The organism is Streptomyces sp. HSG2 (assembly GCF_016598575.1).
In the GTDB taxonomy this organism is placed as follows: Bacteria; Actinomycetota; Actinomycetes; order Streptomycetales; family Streptomycetaceae; genus Streptomyces.
Genome location: NZ_CP066801.1, coordinates 735651 through 759654, shown reverse-complemented (window position 1 = coordinate 759654; position 24004 = coordinate 735651). Strand labels below are relative to the sequence as shown.

Here is a 24004-nt window from a genome sequence, read left to right as displayed (position 1 = left end):
GTCCGGAGGGTCCTGTGGGTCCGACGGGCGCGACGGGTCCTGCGGGTCCGGAGGGTCCTGTGGGTCCGACGGGTGACACGGGTCCTGCGGGTCCGGAGGGTCCTGTGGGTCCGACGGGGGCGACGGGTCCCGTGGGTCCGGAGGGTCCTGTGGGTCCGACGGGCGCGACGGGTCCTGCGGGTCCGGAGGGTCCTGTGGGTCCGACGGGTGACACGGGTCCTGCGGGTCCAGAGGGTCCTGCGGGTCCGACGGGTGACACGGGTCCCGTGGGCCCCGAGGGGCCGGTCGGTCCGACGGGTGACACGGGTCCTGCGGGCCCCGAGGGTCCTGCGGGTCCGACCGGTGACACCGGTCCCGTGGGTCCGGAGGGTCCGACGGGCCCGGCCGGTCCGACGGGTGACACCGGCCCTGCGGGCCCGGTCGGCCCGACCGGTCCGGAAGGACCTCCCGGACCGGTGTCGAACCAGCAGGTGTCGGGAGAGCCGGTCTTCGTGGACGCCCTCATCGGTGTCGTGAACGCGACGGCGGTCTGTCCGGCCGGGACAACCCTGCTGAGCGGCGGCTACACCACCTCGGGTGAGCCCCTGCCCGGACTCATCCAGATCATCGAGTCCAAGCGTGACGACCTGAACCCCAGCCAGTGGAACGTGAGTGGCATCGGCCTCACCGGACTGCTGACCGGCACCATCACGGCGTACGCGGTCTGCACGATCTGACGGTGACATGAGGCCCGCCTCCGGGTGGGCCTCCGAGCGGAACCCCCGGCCCGGCCCGGACAGCCCGTCTGTCCGGGCCGGGCCACGGGAGGAGCCACGGACCCTCGACGGCGGCCTGCCCGCCGCGGTGATCACGGTCGGGTTCCTTCGTGGAACGGTGTCCTGTCGGCCCGCTCGCCACCCCGCCACAGAGGCGTCCACCCGTGTCGCGGGTGCCCTGCCCGGCGTGGCGCGGGCGGTCGCCCGACCCCGGCTCGCCGCTCTCAGGCGCGCCGAGGCGAGGCGAGCAGGTACCGCCGCCGCGTTCTTGGGTCGCCGTGCTCGCCCACCTGCCATCCGGCCCGTTCCAGGGTGACCGCACAGCGGTTCAGCTCCGTCACCGGTGCGACGTGTACGGCGACTGCCTCCGGCTGCGGAGTTCGCCGGACCCGGTAGCCCGTACCCTCCTCGGCGGGCGCCGGGGCGTGCCCGGCCGCTTCCAGCGCCAGCGCGGCGGCCTCCACCAGGTGGGCGCGCTCCCATGGACACGGCAGTGCCGACGAGCCGTCCGCACGGCTCAACCGGCGCATCTCCAACAGCCCCCGCCAGGCGTCGCGCACCTCGTCGAGTCGGGACGGCGTCACCTCGGCGGGGAGGTCGGGCTCCCCGCCGGCGCGGACGGTGAAGACCTCCCTCTCCACCCGAGCGGGGGACGGGTCGCGCCGGGCAGGTCCTTCCGGGTCCGGGGCATCCTCCGACTCGCGGAGGAGACCGTGCGCGTCCGCCCCGCCGGACTCTCGCGGGCCGCGCCCCGCCGGGGTGAGGTAGTGGCCGTGCGGGGGGCGGGGGTGGCGGAAGGCGAGCCCCCGACGCTCCAACGCCGCCAGTTGCGCGGGGGTGCCGCGGATTCGGCCCGTGACGGGGTCGGCGGACTCGATGATCCTCAGTTGCGCGGCCGACAGCGGTCGCGTCATCGCCTTCCTCCCCGTCGACGCTTCGGTCCGGCCCGCGCACGAGCGTCCTCGGAGCCTACCCGGGGGGTCCGACGTTCCAGGCCGCGATCACCGGACGGCCGTGCTCGCTGCCCAGGTGGCACAGCGCGCCCGTCGCGAGGCGGAAGAGCGCCCCGTCGGACGCCGGGAGTCCGAGCCGACGGGCCGTCAGCACCCGCAGGAAGTGCCCGTGTGCCACCAGGACGACAGGCCCGTCGCCCTCGGCTCCTGCGACGTCCACCCTGGCCAAGACCCGATCGGCTCGTCGACCGACCTGTTCGGGGCTCTCCCCGGGGTGGTCCGGCGGTCCGGGGGCGACCCCGTCACGGAAGAGGAACCAGTCGGGTCGGGTGCGATGGATCTCGGCCGTGGTGATCCCCTCGTAGCCGCCGTAGTCCCACTCCCGCAAATCCGCGTCGACTCGTGCCCCTCGCAGTCCGATCAGCTCGGCCGTCTCCCGGGCCCGCTGGAGAGGGCTGACGAACACGGCCCCGAAGCGGTGGGCGCGGATCAGCGGCTCCAGCCTGCGGGCCTCGTCGCGACCGTGGTCGGTGAGCGGGATGTCGCTCCGACCGGTGTGCCGCCCCGAGCGGGACCAGTCGGTCTCGCCGTGCCGCACCAGGAAGAGATCGCCCATGCCGTCCAGAGTACGAGCCGAAGGCCGCCGGTGCGCGGCTCGGTGTCGGCCGGTCGGATCCACTGGGCCCGTCCGGTCCGCCGTTCCCCTCGCCGGTCGCGCGGAGGAGGGAACCCGAGGCCCGGTCGGGCGTGCGCGATCCGCTCGATCGGTCACGCCCGCAGGGGGTTGGGCAGTCGGGCCCACCGGTCGCCGGGGCGGCCGGAGAGCCGCATCAGGGTGAGCGCCTTCACCGGCAGGGGGTCGCCGCACAGGGCCGCGAGGTCCGGCGTCCTCGGCAGATCGCCCACGGCCGGTGCGAGAGCCGCCCGCAGCGCCTCGACCGATCCCGCCGTCTGCGCCAGCGCCCCTCCCACCAGCGATCCGAAGAGCTTCCTGCGCAATACCGCCGGGTCGTCCGTGAGCATCCGGGCCGGCAGGTCGGGGACGGCGATCCCGTGGCGGGCCAGCCGCTCCGGGCTGATCCTCATGTCCGCGAGATCGCGGTAGACCAGGCGGCGCGGGCGGCCGTCGGGGGAGAGGACGACGAGGAGGTTCTGGCCGTGTGCCTCCAGGGCCACTCCGGTCTCCAGCAGTCGCAGCCCGACGGTGACGGCGAGACGGACGAACTCCGCCAACCACTGTGGCGAGTCGGGCAGGCCGGTGCCGCGCAGGACCGCCACCGGCACGACGTGCTCCCCGGGCGCCGCGTGCGATCGGGGGGAGTCCCGCAGCACCGCGGCGAGGTCGGGGGAGTGCGCGGTGGCGGCGGCGAGCGTGCGACTGGTGTGCAACAGGCCGTCCGCGCGTGCGGCCAGACGCTCGCCGAAGGACGACAGAACGGACGAGGCGGCGACGGACTCCACGGAGATGTCCCGCACGGCCGAGGTCAGTCGCGTGCTGAGCGCCGTCTTCACATGCGGTCCGTCGGGCACCGCCAACGTGCGCAGGGACATCAGCGGGTGGGCCGCCGGCCCTGGCAGGGCCTTCGCGACGCCCGGCCTCGGCAGCACGTGCGCGTCCTGCCAGGGGTGCACCGGCAGCAGCAGGCGGCCGGACTCCCGCAGCCGCTCCGGCCAGTCGCCGACCACCAGGCAGTCGTCGGCCGGGACCGGGACCAGCCCCAGCGGTACCACCGGGCCGTGCTCGGGCCCGTAGGCGAGTTCCTCGGCCACCGAGAAGCCCGGACGGAAACGGCAGTTGGGGTGGAACGGGTGCCCGTCCACCACTCGGCGTTCCCACTCCCAGTCGCTGCTCGGCCAGGCGTCCGGCCGCCGGAGGTCGGGGGTCGCCGCGGCACGGGCCCGGCCCGCCGCCCGGGACAGTGCCAGGGAGGCCACACTGTGGGCGAGTTCGTCGGCGAGACCGGCCGACCCGGGTACCGCGAGGTCGCGGAGCAGCCGCGCCGGGTCGGTGTGCTCCGACCCGTCCAGTGCCACCGAGGCGACCGCGTCGTCGGTGCGGTAGGGGTCGCGTTCGGGGCCCGTCAGCCGGCGTCCGTCCCGCAACAGCAGAGCGGCCTCCCCCCTGCCGTGCTCCCGGCGCTCCACCCAGGGCAGTGGCTCGTGGACGAGCGCCCGCCACAGCCGGGTCAGCACGGCCGCTCGGGCGCCGGACAGTTCGGCCGCGTACCCGGAGAGGAGCCCCGGGCGAAGGGCGGCCAACTCGGCGGCCACCTCGGAGTCGGGTGTGGCGGCAGGGTGCACGGTCGGGCTCCTCGGGTCGGCACGGGTGGGCACGGTACGGCCAGCCCCCCCGGCATACTGGTCGTCTCCGCCTTCGCACGACGGTATGGAACGAGGGGACCGAGTGGACCGCCAGCCCCCCAGCGACCTCGACGTCGCCCCCGACGTGGCGGCCAGGGCCGACGCCCACGCCATGGCGCCGCTGCTCAACTGCCTGTTGCGGGAAGTGGCCGAGGTCGTCGACGGACCGGACGGTCGGCCCGCCCACCGGCTGCCCGGAGGGGCGCTGCTCAGGGTGCGGGCCGGGCGGCGACCGGCCGCCCCCTCGCTTCACGTCGGCGGAGGCTGGCAGGCGCTCGACCACGATCGACTCGTCCGGCTCGTGGCGGACGCGCTCCGGCGGCACACCGGGCTGCGCAACGGCGAGCTGCCGGCCGAGATGCTGGACAGTCGGGACGTCGTCGCCACCCTGCTCACCGCGAGGTCCCTCGCCACACCACCGGACGACGCCTACCTGCGCTCGGAGCAGGCACTGATCACCGGACACCCCAGCCATCCCGCCCCCAAGGCCCGGGGAGGCGGACCTCACCACCGGTGGCTGCCCTACGCGCCCGAGGCGCACGCCTCCTTCCCCCTGGAACTGCTCGGGGTTCGAGAGGACTCCCTCGTCGAGGAGGGGGAGACCACGATCCTGGACACGCTGGGCCCGCCCGCACCGCGCGGCTACCGACTGCTGCCGGCTCACCCCTGGCAACTCGCCCTGACAGGGCGGGCACTCGCGCCCGCCCTGGCCGACGGCCGGCTCCTGCGCTTGGGCACCACCCCCTTCGCGGTCCGCCCGACGGCGGCCGTCCGCACCGTGTACGCCCCGCACGCCGATCTGTTCCTCAAATTCAGCCTGGACGTGCGGATCACCAACGACATCCGGCGACTCTGGCGCCACGACCTGCGAAGACTGCGACGGTTGGACACGGCGGCGACCGCCGCCTTCGCGGCGCTCCCGGAGGCGACCGGCGCCGCGTGGCTGGGCGACCGCGGCTACCGCACCGCCGATTTCGCCTTCGAGGAATCGGCCGTCCTGGTCCGCGACGGCCTAAGCGGCCGGGTGCCGGTCGGCTCCACACCCCTGCTCGCCGCCGCCCTGGCGGAGGGCTACCCCGGCAGTCCGCTGGCCGACACGGACGACCCGGCGGCCTGGTGGGAGGCCTACCTGGACGCGGTGGTGCCCCCGGTGCTGGCCGTCTTCGCCGATCACGGCGTCGTGGTGGAGGCCCACGCGCAGAACACCCTGATCGCGGTGGACCGCCGGGGCATGCCGACGGGGGCCGTCTTCCGGGACGCCGAGGGCGTCAAGCTCGTGCCCGAGGTGGACCGCGCCGCCGGATGGGAACGGCTCGTCTACTGCCTGTTGGTCAATCACCTGCACGAGATCGCCGCCGCCCTGGTCGAACATCACCCCGGCCTCGATCCCTGGCCCGCCGCCCGACGCGCCCTGGCCCGCCACGACCTGCCGGAGATCCCCGGCCTGCTCAGCGCCCCCACCCTGCCGGGCAAGGCCAATCTCCTGCTGCGCTGGACGAGGGCGGACGGGGCCGACGCGCGCTACCGGCCGGTTCCCAACCCGCTGTGCCGCTGAGCGCGGGCGAACCGCCTCCGGCCGAACACGCCCGGTCCGCGAGCGCGCCGCGCGGCGCCGGTCCGCCGCGCCGGCGGCCTTCGGGCGCGCCCCCGGGCCCACCACGCCAGGGCGACACAGCACAGGAGGGCCGGCGCCACCGAGGCGGCGGCCCTCGCCGCCTTCCCGGGCCTGGGACGTGGTGCCCCGGAGGGCGGCGACAACTCGCGGGCGATACGGTCCCACACCCGGGCGGGCGGGGCGACGGCCGGTACGGAGGGCCGCGCGGCACGCGCGGTGGCCACCAGGGCGCGCACCCGGGCGAGTTCCCCCCGACACCGAACGCAGCCGTACAGGTGGCCGAGGACACCCATCGCCTCCGAACCGTCCGGCGGCCTGCCGAGCGCCAGGTCGAGCAGGTGCGCCTGGTCGAGGTGGGGCACCGGGTTCCTCCGTCTGGGGTCCGCGTCCGCGCCTGCGCGGACGCCGTCCTGGGCACCGCGCAGGTCCCGCCGCGCCGGACGCGGGCGGGCGTGCCGCCCTCACCCGCGGAGGCGAGGCCGGCGGGCGAGCGTCCGTGGGTGTCGCGGAGCCCGTGAGGGCCCCGGGGGCCCGTCGGGCGATGGCCCGACAGGCCCTTCCTCGGCGACTTCGTCAAGCGGGCCGGACCCCCGCGCCGCCGGAGCCACGTTGGACTCGGCCCGCGGGCGCTGCTCGGGGAAGCGAGGACCCGATCGGTCGGTCGCGTCGTCAGTCGCGTCCGTTCGCGAAGCGGCGCGACAGCAGGACGCCGGTCAACGACACCGCGCCGACGGCCGCGGTCCAGGCCAGCCACTGCTCGGCGGAGTTGGGGGCGACCGACGCAAGCCGGGTGTCGGTGGGCACGGACCCGTGCGAGGACGAGCCGGTGTCGTCGAGGGTCTGCGTCGCGAGGGCGAGGTTGTCCTCGTCGGCGCTGCCCCAGGCGTAGACGATGTTGGTCGTGCCCGCCTCGAGGTCCAGATCGGCCGGGCCGATGGCGACCGTGTCGGTGCCCGCCAGCACGACCTCCGCGGACACGGTGCCGGCGTCCACGACCGTGGTGTCCTCGTCCGGGTTCTGCAGGTCGGTGAAGAGCGAGTCCCCGCCCGCCCGCACGTCGACCGCGGGAGCCGCCGCGACGTGGCGGACCGTCAGTCGGGACTTGCCGTCGTCCACCTGGGAGACGTCGTTGGCGTAGGCGGTCAGCTCCGGGTCGCCGTCCTCGGTGAGGTGCGCGGCGACCGTGGCGTTGGAGCCTTCCGAGACCTTGACCTCCTTCTCCACCGCGGCCGTGCCGTCCGGCCCGTCCCCGGCGGCGACGACCTTGATGTCGTACGTGCCGGCGTCCAGGGTCTGCGGATCGGTGACGGAACCGGGTTCGAGGTCGCTGACCAACTCCTCGCCGTTGGCGTAGACGTCGGCGGTGAGGCCGGGTACCCCGTGGAAGACGGAGACCGTCGCCTGACCGTCCTGCTCGGCGGGGGCCGCGGCGGCGGGCGCGGCGACGCCCAGTGCCAGCGCGCCGGCACCCGCCGCCGCGGCGACGGCTACGGAGGTCCTTCGGGTCATGATGATCATCTCCTTGGAGGAGAGTGCTCGCTATGCCTGGCTTCTACGGGTATTTCCGTTTCGGGGTCCCGTACGGATGCGGTCGCCCCGGAAGCGGGCGAGTCTCGATCCGGGCCTCCGCGCGACCTTGCTCCAAGGCCCCGCGCAGCCGGTGCAGACCGCGCCTGGCGTGGCTCTTGACCGTGCCCAGCGGCATGCCGGTCCGCTCGGCGATCTGGGCCTGCGGGAGATCCTCGTAGAAGGCCATGCAGAGCACCACCCGTTGCTGCCGAGGCAGTCGGGACAGTTCGTCCACCAGGTGGACCCGGTCCAGCACCTCGTCGGCGGCGGCCGTGCCCGGCCTGCGCGCGATCGGGGTGACGCAGGCCGACTCCAGCAGGTCCAACCGTCGGGTTCGGGCCGCGAGGGCGTCGACGATCTTCCGTCGGGTGATCCCGACGAGCCAGGCGCCGAGCGGCCCTCTCTCCGGGCGGAACCCCGCCCGGCCCCGCCACGCGCCGATGAAGACCTGCTGCGTCACGTCCTCGGCTTCGTGGGTGTCTCCCAGGGAGCGCACCGCCAACGTGTGCACCAGAGGCCCCCAGCGTCGGAATATCGCGGCGAAGGCGTCCTCGTCCGACGCGAGCAGCCCCCGCGCCAGGGTGTCCTCGACCGGGACCTCCGAGGGTGCCCGCTCGGGAGACGCGGCGGTGACCTGCGCCGGCGTGGTGATCGTCATGCCGTGATTCCTCCAGAGGTCGACGAGAGGCGACGGCCGGGAGCGAGTCCGACCGTCTCGCCGCCGTGGTGAGCGGATCCCCACCACCCAGTGTTCGACGCAGGAACGACGTGCCGCAACACGCGTCGCTTGTGCGTCGTTTCCGCTTCTAGACTTGACGCCCATGAAGGTGAGCCAGGAGGCGGACGGGACCGGCGCTCCCGGCCTGACGACCGGCGAGGTCGCCAGGCGTCTGGGGGTGGCGCCCACCACGATCCGGTCGTGGCACCACCGCTACGGTCTGGGACCGGACACGCACGCGGGGGGCCGGCACCGCCGCTGGACCGAGGTGGACGTGGCCAGGCTGGAGCGCATGTGCGTGCTGACGGGGCGCGGGGTGCCCGCCGCCGAGGCCGCGCGCCTGGCGCGGGTCACTACCGCGCCGGTGGCGGGGGACGCACGCCGCACGAGCCGGCCGCCGTCCCGGTCGAGGAGCGAGGTGCCGCAGGCCGGTGGCCCGCCGATCGCCGAGGCGCGCCGGGATTCCCGAGCGGTGGCCCGCGCCGCGCTGCGCCTGGACGCCGCCGCGCTGGACGAGCTGCTGGAGAGCGCCATCGACCGACACGGCCTGGTGGAAGCGTGGGGCGAGGTGATCTCGCCCACCCTGAGGGCCGTCGGCCGCAAGTGGGAGCGTTCCGGCGAACGGTACGTGGAGGTCGAGCACTTCCTGTCCTGGCACGTGTCCGGGGCGCTGAGGCGCCGGACGCCCGCCGCCGTCGCCGACCGGAGCGCCGCCGCCCTGCTGGCCTGCGTCCCCGGGGAGAACCACACCCTGCCCTTGGAGGCCTTGGCCGCGGCCCTGGCCGAGCACGGCGTCCCGGTGCGGATGTTCGGTGCCGCCGTGCCCGTGGAGTCGCTCACGGCGGCGGTGCGCCGGACCGGGCCGGCCGTGGTCGCTCTGTGGGCCCAGTCGAGGGCCACGGCGAGTCGCCCCCTGGCGGATCACGTGGCGACGATGGAGTGGGGCGTGCGCGGTGCCCGGAGGAGGCCGATGGTGATGACCCTCGGGCCCGGCTGGTCGGGGCGGACGTCGGCCGGTCTGCTCCGCCCCCCGGGCCTCGCGGAGGCGGTGGCCGAGGTGCGGGCGATCGTGGCGTGCTGACGCGTGGGCCGGCGTCGCGGGGGTACCCGCGCCCGGACGGTCGCGAAGCCGACATTATCGTCCCTGGCGTCGCACCCCCAGGCGGGGCCTTCTTGGGCGCTCTCGTGGGCGCCGGCTCCCGGGGCGGGGCGACGGGCAGACGTCGGGGAGGCGCCGATGCCGCGCCCGGCGAGCCACGACCCCCGAGGCGGTCCGCCGGTGTACAGGTGGTCCTCGTACGGGTCGGCCGTGACGGAGCGAGGGAGTGCGATGACCGGAGATCACCGGCCGGACGTGGTCGTGGTGGGTGCCGGTCCGGCGGGCCTGGCCTGTGCCCTCGACCTCGGCCGGGCCGGGCGGCGCGTGCTGCTGGTGGAGGCCGCCGACCGGGTGGGCGGTCGAATGCGCACCGACCGCCGGGACGGCTTTCTGCTGGACCGAGGCTTCCAGGTGTTCAACACCGGCTACCCCCAGGTCACGGCGCGCCTGGACGTCCGTCGTCTGCGCCTGGGGCTCTTCACCCCGGGGTTCGTCGTCCGCGCGGGGACGGGGGAGGTCCGGATCGCCGACCCGCTGCGCAGACCCGGTTGGATGGGCTCCCTGGTCCGGGGCCGGACACCGCCGCTGCGCGACCTCGCCGCGCTCGCCGGGATCACCACGCGCGACGCCCTGCTCTCCCCGGGAGCGATCAAGCGCCGTCCGGACACCACCACGGCCGTGGCCCTGGCCCGCGCGGGACTGTCCGCCGCGACGGTCGACCGGATCTTGCGGCCCTTCCTCTCCGGGGTGTTCCTGGAGGACAGGCTGGAGACCTCCGCGCGCTTCTTCCACCTGGTGTGGCGGAGCATGGCGCGCGGCTCTCTCGGCCTGCCCGCCGAGGGCATCGGCGCCGTCCCCGAACGGCTGGCCCGCGGCCTCCCGCCGGGCACGTTGCTCCTGGGAGCCCCGGTACGCGAGATCACCGACGTGGGTGTGCTCCTGACCGACGGACGCGAACTGCCCGCCCCTCGCGTGGTGGTGGCCACGGACGCCGTGACGGCGGCCCGCCTGCTCCCGGGCCTTGCGATCCCCGACGGCCGGACCGTGACCACCTACTACCACGCCGCCGAGCGAACGCCGTCGCCCGAACCCACCCTCTTCGTGGACGCGGACGGGCCCCTGCTCAACACCTGCGTGCTGTCCGAGGTCGCCCCCACCTACGCGCCGCCCGGCACCGCTTTGGTCTCCAGCTCGGTCCTGGGCCCCGACCGACCCGGGCTCGCCCGGATCGTGCGCGCTCGCCTCGCCGAGCTCCACGGCACCGACACCGACGGGTGGCGGCAGCTCGCCTCCTACACCGTCGAGAACGCGCTGCCCGTCATGCGCCCGCCGTGGCCGCCGAGCAGGACCACCCGGTTCGCGCCGGGCAGGTATGTCTGCGGCGACCACCGGGCCACCGGGTCGGTGCAGGGCGCGCTGGCCTCCGGGGCGCGGGCCGCCCGGGAGGTGCTCGCCGACCAGGTCGTGCGGTGAGGGGAGGCCCGCCCCCACCTCCCGGTGGCGCGGCCCGCATCCGACCGGGTCGGGACGGCCGAACCAGGAGCGGGTGGCCGGCGGCGTCCGTTCCGGCGCTCGCCGGGTACCCCCGGCGGCGCGCGCGGCCGACGCGCGGACCACATCGATGACCAGAGCGAGGAGGGAAAGCGACGCCATGCGACCGCCGACGACCGGGAGCCCCGGAATGCCCCCGCGGGCCGCCGAACGGACACCCCGAGCGGATCCCCCGGCGGGTCCGCCCGTCGCCCGGGCGGCGACCCCGACGGCCACCTCGGTCCGTCGGGCCGTCCACGCCAGGAGCCGGGGATGATCAGCGGAGACCGGGTGGCCGAGTCGACCTCCGACGTCCTCATCCTGGGCGGCGGAGCCGCCGGTCTCAGCCTCGCCCACCGGCTGGCCCGACCCGGAGCGCCCACGCTGAGGGTGGTCGAGCGACCGGACGGCCCGGAACGGCCGCCCGAGCGGACCTGGTGCTACTGGGAGCGGGGGAGAGGGGAGTTCGCGGACCTGGTCTCCGCGTCCTGGTCCCGCCTTCGCGTCCACGACGCGGACGGCGACGAGATCACCGTCGACCCGGCGCCGACGCGTTACCACATGCTCCGCTCCGACCGCTTCGAACGCTGGGTGCACTCCCGACTGGACCGATCGCCCGGAGCCGGCCTGATGCGGGCGGTCGCCGGTCCGGTCCACGCGACCCGGCGCGGCGGCGTCGAGGTCCCCTGCGTCACCGGTGACGGCCGGGAGGTCGTCCTGCGCGCCCGCCACGTCTTCGACTCGCGCCCGCTTCCGGCCCTCCCCCCGGCCCGGACCGTGCTGCTCCAGCACTTCCGGGGGTGGTTCCTGCGCACCGGCGCCGACCGCTTCGACCCCTCCGTCGCCGACCTCATGGACTTCCGGGTGCCCCAACCCCGCCATGGGCTGGCCTTCGGGTACGTTCTGCCGCTCGCGCCGGACCGGGCTCTCGTGGAGTACACGCGCTTCTCCCGCGCCCCGTTGACCACCGAGGCCTACGACCGGGAGCTGCGCCACTACTGCGAGGCGGTCCTGGGCCTCGGCGCCTACACCGTCGACTCCGTCGAGCAGGGCGTCATCCCGATGACCGACGCGCGCTTCCCCCGCCGGACGGGGCCCGGTGCGTTCCGCATCGGAACGGCCGGCGGCGCCACCCGCGCGTCGACCGGCTACACCTTCTCCGCCGTCCAACGGCAGAGCCGGGCGGTGGCCGACGCGCTCCGGCGAGGTCGGGTCCACGTGCCGGCCCCCCACGGAAGGCGGGCGTCGGCCATGGACGCGGTGCTGCTGCGGGCCCTCGACGCAGGGCGGGTGGACGGGCCGTCGTTCTTCGCCGACCTGTTCCGTCGCACGCCCCCGGAGGTGCTGCTGCGCTTTCTGGACGGGGCCACCACCCCCCGGCAGGAGTGGGCCATCGGGCTGCGCACCCCGGTGGGACCCATGCTGCGGACCGCCGTCGAGGTGCCCTTCCTGCCCCGCCGCCGTCGACCCCCGGCCCGCGCCGAACCCGGCGACGCCCGGCGGGTCGACCGGTGACCCCACCGCCGAGGACGGGGCCGACCACCCCCCTTCGTCCGCGCGCCGCGCCGACGTCCGTCGGCCGCGGCACCGACACGCCCGTGTCCCCGGCGCGCAGGCGCCCGCCCCCACCTCTCGACCGCGGAGCGGGCCGGTCGCGCCGACGCCCTCGCTGGACCCCCGCTCCCTCCGGAGAAGGACGGCACCCCACGCCCGATGTCCGGGCACCCACGAAGGAGTACCGATGACGCTGTTGCGCGATCACGACCTGGCAAGCGCCTTCGACCGAGCCTCCCGCAGCTACGACCGGCTCACCGCCCTCAACCCGGGCTACGGCCGAGACCTGAGGCGCTCGGCGCACCGGATGCGGTTGCCCTCCCGGGGAGCCGGTCTGCACGTCCTCGACCTCGGCTGCGGAACCGGCGCCTCCACCCGTGCCCTGCTGCGGGCGGTGCCCGAGGCGCGCGTCACCGGCGTGGACGCCTCCGCCGGGATGCTGAGTCGTGCCCGGGCCAAGCAGTGGCCCGCTCGGGTCCGTTTCCGCCACCTGACGGCCGAGCGACTCGTGGCGTCCGAGGAGGGACCCTTCGACGCGGTCTTCGCCGCCTACCTGTTCCGCAACACCGCCGATCCGGACCGGGTCCTCGCCGGCGTTCGCCGACTGCTCTCGCCGGGCGGGCGCCTCGTCGTGCACGAGTACAGCCTGAGCGGATCCGCGCGACACCGCGCCCTGTGGACGGCGGTGTGCCGGGCGGTGGTGGTGCCGGCCGGCACGCTCGCCGGCGACGGTCCGCTCTATCACCACCTGTGGCGCAGCGTCCTCGACTTCGACACGGCACCCGCCTTCTCCGACCGACTGCGCGGAGCGGGCTTCGCCGGCGTCCGCGCCGTCCCGGTGGCCGGCTGGCAGACCGGGATCGCCTACACCTTCCTCGCCCGGTCCGCCGACGACACCGCGGCGGCGGACCGGTGAGCGCGCGTCGACGAAACGGCCCGCGCCGAGGTCGGGACCGCAGGGCGCAGACGCTGAGCCCGGCGCCCGGCCGTCCCCGTTTCGAGAGCCACGACGCGCCGTCGGTCGCGGTCGTGGGCGGCGGCATCGCCGGCCTCGCGGCAGCCACCCTGCTCGCCGAGCGCGGAGCCCGAGTGACCCTGCACGAACAGCGCGACGCCCTCGGCGGCCGACTCTCCGGGCACCGCACCCGGCTCGCGGACGGTTCCCCCGTCACCATGAGCCGAGGTTTCCACGCCTTCTTCCGGCAGTACTACAACCTGCGCGGCCTGTTGCGGCGTACCGACCCCGCTCTCGAACGCCTCGTCCCGCTGCCCGACTACCCCCTCCGGCACAGCGGCGGCCTGACGGACAGCTTCGCCCGCGTGCCCCGCACCCCGCCGCTCAGCGCCATCGGCTTCGTCGCCCTGAGTCCCACCTTCGGCTGGCGCGATCTGGTCTCCATGGACGCGCGCGCCGCCCTGCCCCTGCTCGACGTGCGCGTCCCGGAGGTGTACGCGCGCTTCGACCGGGTCAGCGCCCTCGACTTTCTCGAAGGGGTCCGCTTCCCCGAGGCCGCCCACCACCTCGCCTTCGAGGTCTTCTCCCGGAGCTTCTTCGCCGACCCGCGCGAACTCTCCGCGGCGGAACTGCTGCTGATGTTCCACATCTACTTCCTCGGCTCCGCCGAGGGACTCCTCTTCGACGTGCCCGACGAGCCGTTCCCGCAGGCCCTGTGGGACCCACTGGGCCGATACCTGGAGCGGCTCGGCGCCGAAGTGCGCACCCGCGCGCCGGTGCTGGGCGTCCGGGCGCGGGACGACGGAGGCATCAACCTGGAGACGGCCGCCGGTCACGACCGCCACGACGCGGCCGTGCTCGCCCTCGACCCCGGCGCCCTGCGCGCGCTCGTCGAGGCCTCGCCCACGCTCGGCCCGCCCGAGTGGCGCTCCGGCATCGCCGCCCTGCGCACCGCCCCCCGGTTCCTGGTCTCCCGCCTGTGGCTGGACCGCCCGGTCCGAGCCGACCGCCCCGGGTTCCTCGGCACCAGCGGTTACGGCGGCCTGGACAACGTCAGCGTCCTGGAGCGCTACGAGGGCGAGGCCGCCCGCTGGGCCGCCCGGAACGGCGGGTCCGTCGTCGAACTGCACGCCTACGCCGTCGAGGACGGCGCGGACACGGCCGGCGTCCAGGCGCGCCTCCTGGACCGGTTGCGACAGGTCTACCCGGAGACACGGCGAGCGCGAATCGTGGACGCCCGGCACGAGTGGTGGGCCGACTGCCCGCTCTTCCCCGTCGGCTCCCACCACCGACGCCCCACCGTCGGCACCCCCCACCCCCGGCTGACCCTGGCCGGCGACGCGATCCGCTGCGACCTGCCCGTGGCGCTGATGGAACGGGCGGCCACCACCGGCTTCCTGGCCGCCAACACCCTCCTCGCCCGATGGGGCGTGCGAGGCCAGACGCTGTGGACCGTGCCCCGCGCCGGCCGCTCCCGCGCCCTGCGCGCCCTGGCCGCGGCGGGGGGCTGACCCCGGACGACGGTTCCCGGGCCCTCAGCCCGGGAACCGTCCCGCGCCGCGCAACGCCCAGCGCCGCTCGGCGTAGGCGAGGTCGTCCCGCCAGAGTCGTCCGGCCGTGCGACGCATCACCGGCCGCAGCAGCGGCGCCGCCGACCTCGCCAGGGCGAAGCCCCTGCGGTCCGAGGCCGCCACCAGCGCCTCGATCACCGCCGTCCGCGGCCGGTCGTCCGCCGGCCCGGTCAGCGGCGTCGCGTGCGTCTCCACCACGGACGTCGCCCCCTCCCCCTCGGTGATCCGCATGACGATCGTCCGAGGCTCCGGCGCCGTGAACTCGGCGCGCACGGGCACCACCAGACGCCCCGTCACCCGAAAGGAGACGTCCACCACGAACGCGTCGTCCCCCTCGCCCTCCGGTACGGCGGCCACCCGCAGATCCACGAAGGAGTACGGATGGAACCAGGAGCCGTGCCACGGGTCGAGCCGGTTGGCGATCACGTCCTGCGGTTCGCACCGACCCACCGCCCGGTACACCGCGTCCACCCCGACCCCGGCCGGCGGGCGATCCGGCACCACCGGGCGATCCGTCGGCCGTTCCCCGCCGACGGCGTCCAACCTCACCCACACCAGGACGCCGTCGTCGTGAACCGGGAAGGGGTCCCACCCCGCGAACGGCGAGCCGTCCAGGGCGAGTCCGTGCCAGTGGCACACCAGGGCGCCGCAGACCACCCTGCTCTCCCGCAGCGGCGCGCCCAGATGCGGGCACGCCCCCGGACCGGCACGCAGCGCACCTCCCGGCGCGCGCCACACCACCACCTCGACGCCGCCCACCGTCGTCCCGTAAGGTCCGCCGCCCGCCCGCACGTCCCGGGAGGCGCCCACCACGAACCAGTTGCCGGAGGGCCGGGCGGAGGCCCGCTTCAGCGCCCGCGCGATCAGTGAGGGGCGCGCGTCCCGCCAGGTCGGCTCCTGCGCAGCCCAGCCCGGACCCCTCCGGCGGCGCAGCGGCGACGTCCAGCCGGCCCCGCGTCGACCGGCGCTCACCGTGCTTCCCCACGCCGGACCGGAACGCCGCCGGAAGGGGCCGTCGCGGGCGCCCCCCCGGCCCGGCGCCGCTCCCGCCACACCCCCACGGCCCCCGCGGCGGCCGTCTTCGCGCGCCGCCGGCGAGAGACCACCGCCCGGCGGTGCAGCACGGCGTAGTCCTGCGCGGCCACGGCGTCGAGAATGCCGCCGTACAGGGTGAAAGCGGCTCTGATGCACGGCCGCACCACGGGGTCGAGCAGGTCGATCCCCGGTTCGGCCGCGCGATAGACCTCACGGGTCATGGCCTCGGCCGCCACCAGCGCGGCCCGGATCCGCCGGTCCTCCCGCCCGGTCCGTCTGCTCCACTCCAGCAGCGCGCGGTCCACGCCGTGCGCGGCGAGGAGGTCCGCCGGCAGGTAGACCCGCCCTCGGTCGAGGTCCTCGCCCACGTCCCGGAGGAAGTTGGTGAGCTGGAAGGCCACGCCCAGGTCCGCCGCGTGCGGGGCGGCCTCCGTCCGGTCGACGACGGTGCCGAGCACCGGAACCATCTGCAGGCCGATCACGGCGGCCGAGCCGTGCATGTAGGCCTGCAGGTCCGCGTACGTCGGATAGTCCGTCACGGTCAGATCGGCGCGCATCGAGGCGAGGAAGTCCGCGAACAGCTCGTGCTCGATGGCGTACCGCTCCGCGGTGTCCACCACCGCGCGGACCACCGGGCCCTCCCCGCCTCCCGTCCGCAGCGCGTGGGCGAGGTCGTCCTCCAACTCGCACAGCAGTCGGTCGCGTTCCCGGACGGGGGCCGGGCGCTCCACGTCGTCGACGATGTCGTCGGCCCAGCGGGCGAATCCGTACAGCGCGTGCACCGCGGGCCGCCGCTCCGGCGGGAGCAGCCGGGTCGCCAGGAAGTAGGTACGGCCATGGCGGGCGTTGAGCCGCCGGCACTCGGTGTAGGCGGCTCGCAGCGCGGGCTCGGTGATCCCGGCGGCGTCCAGTTCACGACGGGTCACGCGCGCCCTCCGGGCTCCTGGGGGACGGAGGCGGCCGGCACGGCGGAGCGTGCCCGTGAGGCAGCGGCCTTCGAGACCCCGGGGACCGGCCCGCCGGTCACCCGGGCGGCCGCGAGCTTGCCGCTGATCAGGACGGTCGGAACGCCGACCCCCGGAGTGGTCCCGCACCCCGCCAACACCACGTTGTCCACACCGTCGACGAGGTTGCGAGGACGGAAGGGCCCGGTCTGGGCGAAGGTGTGGGAGAGCGAGAAGGGGCTGCCCGCCGCGTGCCCTCGCGCGGCCCAGTCGAGCGGGGTCACCAAGAGCTCCTTCTCGACGCTCGCCCCGAAGCCCGACAGGCCCCGGCGCTCCAACTCCCGTACCAGGCGGTCGCGGTAGCGCGGCCCGAGATCCCGCCAGGCCGAGGCGGGCGGTCCGACGGTCGTGTTCGGACAGGGCGCCAGCACGTAGTGCAGATGACGGCCCGGCGGTGCCAGCGACGCGTCGTGCGTCGTCGGTCGGGTGATGAGCAGCGAGGGATCGCTCATCAGCCTTCCGGACCGGGTCAGTTCCTCGAAGGTGCGTTCCCAGGCCGCCCCGAAGGAGATGGTGTGGTGCGCCAACTCCGGCCAGGTGCGGTCCGTCCCCGCGTGCAGGACTACGGCGGACGGCGAGTGGCGCAGCGGCGTCGGGCGGCGAGGAGCGCCTCCCAGGAGCCGGTGGGCCGTGGCCAGTTCACAGCTCAGGACCACCGTGTCGCAGGCGATCCGCTCACCCGAGACCAGTCGGACGGCTCGGACGCGGCCTGCCGACCGTTCCAGCGACTCCACCTCCGCCGACCAGCGCAGGTCGGCTCCGGCGTCCCGCGCGGCGTCGGCCAGTGCCCGGGGGAGCGCGTACATCCCCCCCTTGGGGAACCACACTCCGGCGACGGTGTCCATGTAGGCGATCACCGCGTAGGCCGCGAGCGCCCTGGCGGGTGTGACCCCGGCGTAGAGGGCCTGGAAGGAGAAGACCCTGCGCAGACGCGGATCCGAGACGAAGTGGCCGATGCGCCGGTCCAGGCGCCCGAAACCGCCGAGCGCCGCCAGTCGGGCCAGGTCGGGGTGGACGAGCCGGAAGGGCGAGTCGAAGTTGGCGTCCACGAAGCGCCGCATCTGCGCCCGGTAGATCCGCTCCAGCCAGACGCGCAGCCGACGGTAGCCGGCCGCCTGGGCCGGACCGGCGAACCGCCGGACCTCCGCCTCCATGGCCGCGCCGTCGGTGTGCACGTCCAGAACGCCGCCGTCGGCGAATCGTGCCCGGTAGGCGGGGTGCAGGGCGACGAGGTCGACACGCCGGGTGAGGCTGTCGCCGACCGCCGCGAACGCCTCGTCGGCCAGATGCGGCATCGTCAACACCGTCGGACCCGTGTCCAGCCGGTATCCGTCCAGCTCCGACCGGCCCGACCGGCCGCCCGGTCCGGCGTCCCGCTCGACCAGGGTGACCCGGCGTCCCGCGCCCAGCAGGTGCAGCGCGCAGGCCAGTCCGGACAACCCCCCGCCCACCACGACGACGTGATCGGTGGGCCCCTTGACCGTCTTCATCGGGCGACCTCCCCCGGCGGCCGGCACGCGACCCCCGCCGCTCTCTCGACCAGGTTGACGAACTCCCCGCGCACGCCGTCGTCGGCGGCGGCGCGCGCGAAGTGGCGCAGGCTCGTTGCGGCCAGCTCCGTGATCTTCCCCTCCACGAGCGCTCGGGCGCCCGTCCGCTCCAACGCGGCGCGCATCTCGGCCACCGCATCGGGACCGGACCCCTCGGGGGAGAGCACCCGAATCGCCTCGCCGTCACCGCCCGCCTCCGCGAGGCGTACCGCGACCGCCAGCAGGTAGGTGAGCTTCCGGGTCCGCAGGTCCTCGTCGGACGGTTTGCCGGTCAGGAGCGGATCGCCGAAGGCGCCCAGGAGATCGTCACGGAGCTGGAACGCCAGCCCCGCGCAGCGGCCGGCGGACGCCAACGCCTCCAGGGCACGGGAGTCGGCCCCCGCCAGGGTCGCCCCGAGGGTCAGCGGGCGTCCCACCGTGTACAGGGCGCTCTTCAACGTCGCGATCGTCAACGCCTCGTCGACGGCCGAGGAGCCGGCGGCCTGAGCGTGCAGGTCGCGGTACTGTCCGGCGACCATCTCGGTGCGCGTCGCCCGCCACTCCCGGTACAGCCGGGACCCGTGCGGACACGCCAGGGCCGTCTCCGTCAGCACGTCGTCCGCCCAGGCCAGCGCGAGATCGCCGGCCAGCACGGCGGAGGAGCGGGCGAACGTCTCCGCCGGGCCACCGAGCCCCGTCCGCCGGTGCATCCGGGCCAGTTCGACATGGACGGCGGGACCGCCGCGCCGCAGCGGCGAGCCGTCCATCACGTCGTCGTGCACCAGAGCACACGCCTGGAGCAGTTCGAGCGCGGCGGCCACGCGCAGCACGGACGTCGGGTCGCCCCGGCCGCCGGCCGCGCGCCAACCGCACCACAGGAACGCCGTGCGCAGGCGCTTGCCGCCTCGACGGACGAACTCGGCCACCCGAGCGGCGACATCGCGGGCGAAGACCGGGTCCACCGCGCGCGCCCGGTCGAGTTCGGCGTCGAGGATCTCGTCCAGCACCGTGTCGGCGGCCCGGACCGCCTCCCGGACGGTGGCGGGATGGCCGCCGAGTCCGGCCGGTTCGGCCGGGATCGGCCGCAGTCCAAGCATGCTCAGCCCTCTCTCGCTGTCCGACACCCGCGACACCCGTTGCTTCGCCCGACCCCCCGTGACCGGATGCGGTGATTCCTGCCCGGCGTGCCGGGCCCGTCACTGGAAGCCCACTCCAACAGCCCAACCGCCTATGGCGGCTCGTCTCCGCGTCCCCGCTCCCGACGCAGCACCGTGTCGAGGTCGCCGAGCCGGTCCAGCCCCCGAACCGCCCGCGCGGTGCGCGGGTTGTGCTCCAACAGGTCGCGGTGGCGGTCGAGGAAGGCCCAGTAGCCGGCAGTGTAGGGGCAGGCGAGGGGTCCGGTCCGGTCACCGGGCCGGTACACGCACGGCCCGCACAGATCGCTCATCCGGTTCACGTACGCTCCGCCACAGGTGTACGGCTTGGTCGTCATACGCCCCCCGTCGGCGTACTGGGACATGCCCACCACATTGGGCACCATCACCCAGTCGTGGCCGTCGACGAAACAGTCGCGGAACCAGTCCGTGACGGCCTCGGGCGCCCACCCACGCTGGAGGGCGTGGCCGCCCAGGATCATCAGCCGGGGGATGTGGTGCGTCCAGCCGGTGTCCCGCACCTGCCGCAACACGGTGCGCAGACACCGGGCGCGGACCCGCTCCGCGTCCAACTCCAGCCACCACGAAGGCGGCGCCCCGGTGTGCCGAAGGACGTTCGAGCGCCGGTAGCCCTCGCCGAAGTGCCAGTAGACCTGCCATACGTACTCCCGCCAGCCCGCGATCTGGCGGACGAAACCCTCCACGCTGTTCAACGGCGCGCGGCCCGCCCGCCAAGCCGCCTCCGCGCGCTCCACGCACTCCGCGGGGTCCAGCAGGCCGAGGTTGAGCGAGGACGACAGCAGACTGTGGCTGAGGACGGGATCGTCGCCCAGCATGGCGTCCTCGTACGGCCCGAAGGTCTCCAGCCTGCGCTCCACGAATCGACGCAGCGCGGCCCGGGCCTCGGCCCGCGTCGCCGGGAACAGCCGAGGCCCGTCCCGCCCCACGAACGACACCTCGCCGTCGCGTTCCCACCGGTCCAGGTCGTGGCGGACCTCCTCGTCGATCTCGTCCTCCCGGGGCCGATAGGGCTGCGGGACGCCGAGCGTGGGCGCGCCCCGGGGCGGCGGCTCGCGGTTGTCGTGGTCGTGGTTCCACCGGCCGCCGGCCGGCTCCTCCCCCTCCATCAGCAGGTCGTGGCCGCGCCGTACCCACCGGTAGAAGTCCTCCTGTCGGAGGCGACCGCCGCCCCGGGCCTCCGCCCACGCCGCGAAGTCCTCGCCCCGCACCAGGAACCCGCGTGCCGGACCCACCCTCACCCGGGGCAGGGAACGCGCCAACCGCAGCGCCCCGAACGAGGTCGGGTGGTGCACGGTCACCTCCCGTCCGGCCGCCACCCGCCTCAACCCCTCGCGATAGGTGTCCGCCCGCACGTACGTCACGCGGTCTCCCAGCTCGGCCGCGCGATGCCGCATCGCCGACAGCACCAGGTGTGCCTTGGCACGGTGGAGACGCCGGCGGCGGAAAGCCGACCGTGCCTCGATCATCAACAGCGGCGTGTCCCGTCCCGGCGCGCCGTCCGGAGACGCGCGCAGGAAGTGCGGGCCCAACTGGTCGCCGAAGAGCCAGTGCACGCGGCGCCCCCGTCAGTCCCGGCCTCGGGCGTGCCTGAACCGGGCCAGCCCCTCGGCCAGCTCCACCAGGGGAGCCGGGTAGCCGGTTGCCGCCCGCTCGGCGTCCGACAGTCGCCAGGGCTCGTGGACGCGGCCGTCGGGAACGTCCGCCAGCTCCGGCACCCAGCGGCGGACGTACGCGCCGCTCGGGTCGAACCGCTTGCCCTGCGCGACCGGGTTGAGCACCCGGTTCGGCCGGGTGTCGGTGCCCGTGCCCGCCACCCACTGCCAGTTCAGCTGGTTGTTGACCACGTCGCCGTCGACGAGCAGGTCCAGGAAGTGCCGGGCGCCGATCCGCCAGTCCACGTAGAGCGTCTTGGTCAGGAAGCTCGCCGCCAGCAGCCTCGCCCGATTGTGTGCCCACCCCTCCGCGGCCAACTGCCTCATCGCCGCGTCCACCACCGGGTAGCCGGTCAGACCGGCGCGCCACGCGGCGATCTCCTCCTCCGCCGTCTCCTCCGACCGCCAGCGGTCGTGCCGGGTGCGGTAGTCGCGCGTGGCCGCGTCCGGTCGCGCCGCCAACACCTGGTAGTGGAAGTCCCGCCAGCACAACTGGCGTACGAAGGCCTCCGCCCCGGCGCCCCCGTGGGCGCTCGCCCGGCTCACCACCTCCGTCGGCGACACCGCGCCGAAGTGCAGGAAGGGGGAGAGTCTCGACGTGGCGTCGGCCGCGAGGTCGTCGTGCAGCTCCTCGTAGGCGGAGATCCCGCCGCGCAGCCACCGGGCCAGCCGCTCACGGCCCCGCGTCTCGCCTCCCTCGGGCAGCCGGGGGGAGGCGCCGGCGACGTCCCGCCGGGCGGGGATCGGGCCACCTCGGACGCCTTCCGGCACCCGCACCGCGCGCGGTGCCGCGAGGGTGTCGCGTCGCGGCCGGCCGGACCAGCGCCGGAAGTACGGTGTGAAGACCGCGTAGTGGTCGGACCCGGTCGGGGTGGCGGCGCCCGGCGCGACCGCGGTGACCACGCCGTCGTGCGCGTGAAGGGTCACACCCGCCTCGCCGAGTCCGGCCCGCAACGCCTCCTCCCGGCGCCTGGCGTAGCCCGTGACACCCGCCGACAGATGCACCCGCGAGGCCCCGCACTCGGCCGCCACCTCCCGGACCACCCGGACGACGGGGCCGGCGCGAACGACCAGGCGCCCGCCGCGTCGACGCAGCGAGTCGTCCAGATCGGTCAGGCAGTCCGCGAGGAACGCCTCGCGGTGGGGGACGTCGAAACCCGCGGCGCGCACGCCCGTGTCGCGCACGAACAGCGGCACCACCTCGTCCGCCTCGGCGAGGGCTGCCCACAGCGGCGGGTGGTCGTGCAGACGCAGATCCGAGGTGAACAGGACGACGGCGACGGACATCGGCGCTCTCCATTCGTGCCGCCGGGTGCGGCGGCCGGTGCGGTGGTGCGGGGCCTCGTCGAGGGGCCGGCGAGGCCTACCCTCCGGTACTTCGGTCGCCTGGGCGGTCGTGGACGCGCGGACCGTCGCCAAAGTCCCGCCAGGCGTCAGCCTCGGCCGCCGCCCGTGCGATGTTGCGGGCCATGCCGCCGAACACGATGGCGTGGAACGGCGCCACCGCCCACCAGTAGGCGTGCCCGAGCAGGCCGCGTGGGTGGAAGAGCGCTCGCTGCCGGTACCTGGTGCGGCCCTCGCCGTCGGTCTCCGCGGACATCTCCAGCCAGGCCAGACCGGGCAGTCGCATCTCGGCCCGCAGTCGGAGAGACCGGCCGGGTTCGATCTCCTCCACCCGCCAGAAGTCGAGCGAGTCGCCCACCCGCAGCCGCTCGGCGTCGCGCCGACCGCGACGCAGGCCCACACCGCCGACGAACCGGTCCATCCGACCCCGGACCGCCCACGCCAGCGGGAAGGAGTACCAGCCGTGTTCGCCGCCGATGCCCTCGATCACCCTCCACAGCGACTCCCGTGAGGCTTCGACCTCCAGCTCCCTCTCGTCGTGGTAGAGGCTTCCGCCCGCCCAGTCCGGGTCGGTGGGCAGCGGGTCGCTGGGCGCGCCTGGATACGCCGCCGACGACCAGCGGGTGTCCACCCGCGCCTCACGGACCCGCCGGAGCGCCAGCTCCAGGGCCTCGTCGAAGGGCATCGGGCGTCCCGGCGGATACCCCACCCAGCGGGTGATGTCCGTCTCCCGGCACACGACCTCGTGGCGCAGCGACTCCGCCAGCGGCCTGGCGAGCGCCGAGGGGACCGGGGTGACCAGGCCGATCCACAGCCCCGAGAGCCGGGGTGTGAGCACCGGCACCGGGACGATGAGCCGTTTGCGCAGACCGGCGACGCGAGCGTAACGGCGCATCATCTCCTTGTACGTGAGCACGTCCGGTCCACCGATGTCGAAGGCCCGATCGACCTCGGGCGGCATGGACGCCGAGCCGACCAGGCAGTGCAGTACGTCCCGGACGGCGATCGGCTGGATACGGGTGTTCACCCAACTGGGGGTCACCATCGCGGGCAGTCGTTCCGTCAGGTAGCGCAGCATCTCGAAGGAGGCCGACCCCGAGCCGATGACGACGGCCGCGCGCAGCACGGTCGCCGGCACCGGACCGTCCAGGAAGACCCGCCCGACCTCGGCCCGCGAGCGCAAGTGGGGCGAGAGCGACTCCTCGGGGACGCCTGGGGGGGTGAGTCCGCCGAGATAGACGATCCGCCGGACCCCTGCCTCGTGCGCCTTCTCCGCGAAGATCCGGGCGGCCCGGCGGTCGGTCTCCTCGAAGGCGGAGCCCGTGCCCAACGCGTGGACCAGGTAGTACGCGACGTCGACGCCGCGCATGGCGGCGGCGACCGCCTCCGGGTCGGTGGCGTCCCCCCGGACGATCTGGACGTCCTCCGCCCAGGGGTGGTCGCGCAGCTTCTCGGGGGACCGGGCCATGCAACGGACCAGGTGACCGGCGCGCAGCAACTCCCGGACCAGTCGGCCGCCGATGTAGCCGGACGCGCCCGTCACCAGGCAGTGCGGCGGGTCCTCGGCGTGCCGGTCCGTCGAGGC

General features: G+C 75.1%; 20 protein-coding genes. 7 read left to right on the top strand and 13 right to left on the bottom strand.

Annotated elements, in window-relative coordinates:
* Window positions 1-455 precede the first annotated feature (455 nt).
* Window positions 456-716, top strand: a complete 261-nt coding sequence (locus tag JEK78_RS23160; protein WP_242483242.1) for a hypothetical protein — start codon at window positions 456-458, stop codon at window positions 714-716.
* Window positions 717-979: 263 nt separating this feature from the next.
* Here JEK78_RS23160 and JEK78_RS02850 read toward each other — a convergent pair whose 3' ends face one another.
* From JEK78_RS02850 to JEK78_RS02840, 3 genes are all read right to left on the bottom strand, one after another.
* Window positions 980-1669, bottom strand: a complete 690-nt coding sequence (locus JEK78_RS02850) for a hypothetical protein (RefSeq protein ID WP_200262520.1) — start codon at window positions 1667-1669, stop codon at window positions 980-982.
* Window positions 1670-1724: 55 nt separating this feature from the next.
* Entirely contained in the window at window positions 1725-2324 is a 600-nt protein-coding gene (locus JEK78_RS02845; RefSeq protein WP_200262519.1) for a histidine phosphatase family protein, read from the bottom strand.
* Window positions 2325-2476: 152 nt separating this feature from the next.
* Window positions 2477-4009, bottom strand: coding sequence for an IucA/IucC family protein (locus JEK78_RS02840; protein ID WP_200262518.1), 1533 nt, complete (start codon window positions 4007-4009; stop codon window positions 2477-2479).
* A gap of 85 nt (window positions 4010-4094) precedes the next feature.
* Between JEK78_RS02840 and JEK78_RS02835 the strand changes: the two genes are divergently transcribed.
* The gene (locus tag JEK78_RS02835) at window positions 4095-5624 is read left to right on the top strand and encodes an IucA/IucC family protein (protein ID WP_200262517.1); all 1530 of its coding nucleotides are present in this window, start codon (window positions 4095-4097) and stop codon (window positions 5622-5624) included.
* On the opposite strand, the gene JEK78_RS02830 is transcribed toward JEK78_RS02835, so the two are convergent.
* The 3 genes from JEK78_RS02830 to JEK78_RS02820 all read right to left on the bottom strand — a co-directional run bounded on the left by JEK78_RS02830 (window position 5591) and on the right by JEK78_RS02820 (window position 7911).
* Entirely contained in the window at window positions 5591-6046 is a 456-nt protein-coding gene (locus JEK78_RS02830) for a hypothetical protein (RefSeq protein ID WP_200262516.1), read from the bottom strand. The two genes, JEK78_RS02835 and JEK78_RS02830, sit on opposite strands and share 34 nt — an antisense overlap.
* A gap of 307 nt (window positions 6047-6353) precedes the next feature.
* Window positions 6354-7193 (bottom strand): DUF4397 domain-containing protein, encoded by an 840-nt coding sequence (locus JEK78_RS02825; RefSeq protein WP_200262515.1) that lies wholly within the window; start codon window positions 7191-7193, stop codon window positions 6354-6356.
* Between the two features lie 43 nt (window positions 7194-7236).
* On the bottom strand, window positions 7237-7911 hold the full coding sequence (locus JEK78_RS02820; protein ID WP_200262514.1) for a sigma-70 family RNA polymerase sigma factor: 675 nt from the start codon (window positions 7909-7911) through the stop codon (window positions 7237-7239).
* A 163-nt stretch (window positions 7912-8074) separates the two neighbouring features.
* Here JEK78_RS02820 and JEK78_RS02815 point away from each other — a divergent pair, with 163 nt between their 5' ends.
* The 5 genes from JEK78_RS02815 to JEK78_RS02795 all read left to right on the top strand — a co-directional run bounded on the left by JEK78_RS02815 (window position 8075) and on the right by JEK78_RS02795 (window position 14620).
* On the top strand, window positions 8075-9052 hold the full coding sequence (locus JEK78_RS02815) for a MerR family transcriptional regulator (RefSeq protein WP_200262513.1): 978 nt from the start codon (window positions 8075-8077) through the stop codon (window positions 9050-9052).
* Between the two features lie 249 nt (window positions 9053-9301).
* The gene (locus JEK78_RS02810; RefSeq protein WP_200262512.1) at window positions 9302-10543 is read left to right on the top strand and encodes an NAD(P)/FAD-dependent oxidoreductase; all 1242 of its coding nucleotides are present in this window, start codon (window positions 9302-9304) and stop codon (window positions 10541-10543) included.
* A 330-nt stretch (window positions 10544-10873) separates the two neighbouring features.
* Entirely contained in the window at window positions 10874-12115 is a 1242-nt protein-coding gene (locus tag JEK78_RS02805) for a lycopene cyclase family protein (RefSeq protein ID WP_200262511.1), read from the top strand.
* A 226-nt stretch (window positions 12116-12341) separates the two neighbouring features.
* Window positions 12342-13070: a methyltransferase domain-containing protein gene (locus JEK78_RS02800; protein WP_200262510.1), complete on the top strand. Its 729-nt coding sequence runs from the start codon at window positions 12342-12344 to the stop codon at window positions 13068-13070.
* Window positions 13067-14620, top strand: coding sequence for an FAD-dependent oxidoreductase (locus JEK78_RS02795; protein WP_200262509.1), 1554 nt, complete (start codon window positions 13067-13069; stop codon window positions 14618-14620). The genes JEK78_RS02800 and JEK78_RS02795 overlap by 4 nt, the downstream gene beginning before the upstream one ends.
* A gap of 24 nt (window positions 14621-14644) precedes the next feature.
* On the opposite strand, the gene JEK78_RS02790 is transcribed toward JEK78_RS02795, so the two are convergent.
* The 7 genes from JEK78_RS02790 to JEK78_RS02760 form a co-directional block, all read right to left on the bottom strand.
* Window positions 14645-15652: a DUF5914 domain-containing protein gene (locus JEK78_RS02790; protein ID WP_242483241.1), complete on the bottom strand. Its 1008-nt coding sequence runs from the start codon at window positions 15650-15652 to the stop codon at window positions 14645-14647.
* Window positions 15649-16641 (bottom strand): phytoene/squalene synthase family protein, encoded by a 993-nt coding sequence (locus JEK78_RS02785; RefSeq protein WP_200262508.1) that lies wholly within the window; start codon window positions 16639-16641, stop codon window positions 15649-15651. The genes JEK78_RS02790 and JEK78_RS02785 overlap by 4 nt, the downstream gene beginning before the upstream one ends.
* Window positions 16638-18209, bottom strand: a complete 1572-nt coding sequence (gene crtI / locus JEK78_RS02780; protein WP_200262507.1) for a phytoene desaturase family protein — start codon at window positions 18207-18209, stop codon at window positions 16638-16640. Before crtI ends, JEK78_RS02785 begins: the two co-directional genes overlap by 4 nt.
* Window positions 18206-19345 carry a polyprenyl synthetase family protein gene (locus JEK78_RS02775; RefSeq protein WP_200262506.1) on the bottom strand — a complete coding sequence of 380 codons (1140 nt, stop codon included), beginning with the start codon at window positions 19343-19345 and terminating at the stop codon, window positions 18206-18208. Before JEK78_RS02775 ends, crtI begins: the two co-directional genes overlap by 4 nt.
* 131 nt (window positions 19346-19476) lie before the next feature.
* The gene (locus JEK78_RS02770) at window positions 19477-20976 is read right to left on the bottom strand and encodes a cryptochrome/photolyase family protein (protein WP_200262505.1); all 1500 of its coding nucleotides are present in this window, start codon (window positions 20974-20976) and stop codon (window positions 19477-19479) included.
* A gap of 12 nt (window positions 20977-20988) precedes the next feature.
* Window positions 20989-22362: a deoxyribodipyrimidine photo-lyase gene (locus tag JEK78_RS02765; protein ID WP_200262504.1), complete on the bottom strand. Its 1374-nt coding sequence runs from the start codon at window positions 22360-22362 to the stop codon at window positions 20989-20991.
* Window positions 22363-22438: 76 nt separating this feature from the next.
* Entirely contained in the window at window positions 22439-23962 is a 1524-nt protein-coding gene (locus tag JEK78_RS02760) for an SDR family oxidoreductase (protein WP_242483352.1), read from the bottom strand.
* Window positions 23963-24004: the final 42 nt, after the last annotated feature.

Coding starts and splice junctions, on each gene's coding strand:
- JEK78_RS02835 (WP_200262517.1), top strand. CDS start 4,095: ATGGAACGAGGGGACCGAGTGGACCGCCAGCCCCCCAGCGACCTCGAC.
- JEK78_RS02825 (WP_200262515.1), bottom strand. CDS start 7,193: ATGACCCGAAGGACCTCCGTAGCCGTCGCCGCGGCGGCGGGTGCCGGC.
- JEK78_RS02800 (WP_200262510.1), top strand. CDS start 12,342: ATGACGCTGTTGCGCGATCACGACCTGGCAAGCGCCTTCGACCGAGCC.
- JEK78_RS02805 (WP_200262511.1), top strand. CDS start 10,874: ATGATCAGCGGAGACCGGGTGGCCGAGTCGACCTCCGACGTCCTCATC.
- JEK78_RS02775 (WP_200262506.1), bottom strand. CDS start 19,345: ATGCTTGGACTGCGGCCGATCCCGGCCGAACCGGCCGGACTCGGCGGC.
- JEK78_RS02815 (WP_200262513.1), top strand. CDS start 8,075: ATGAAGGTGAGCCAGGAGGCGGACGGGACCGGCGCTCCCGGCCTGACG.
- JEK78_RS02765 (WP_200262504.1), bottom strand. CDS start 22,362: ATGTCCGTCGCCGTCGTCCTGTTCACCTCGGATCTGCGTCTGCACGAC.
- JEK78_RS02820 (WP_200262514.1), bottom strand. CDS start 7,911: ATGACGATCACCACGCCGGCGCAGGTCACCGCCGCGTCTCCCGAGCGG.
- JEK78_RS02845 (WP_200262519.1), bottom strand. CDS start 2,324: ATGGGCGATCTCTTCCTGGTGCGGCACGGCGAGACCGACTGGTCCCGC.
- JEK78_RS02810 (WP_200262512.1), top strand. CDS start 9,302: ATGACCGGAGATCACCGGCCGGACGTGGTCGTGGTGGGTGCCGGTCCG.
- crtI (WP_200262507.1), bottom strand. CDS start 18,209: ATGAAGACGGTCAAGGGGCCCACCGATCACGTCGTCGTGGTGGGCGGG.
- JEK78_RS02850 (WP_200262520.1), bottom strand. CDS start 1,669: ATGACGCGACCGCTGTCGGCCGCGCAACTGAGGATCATCGAGTCCGCC.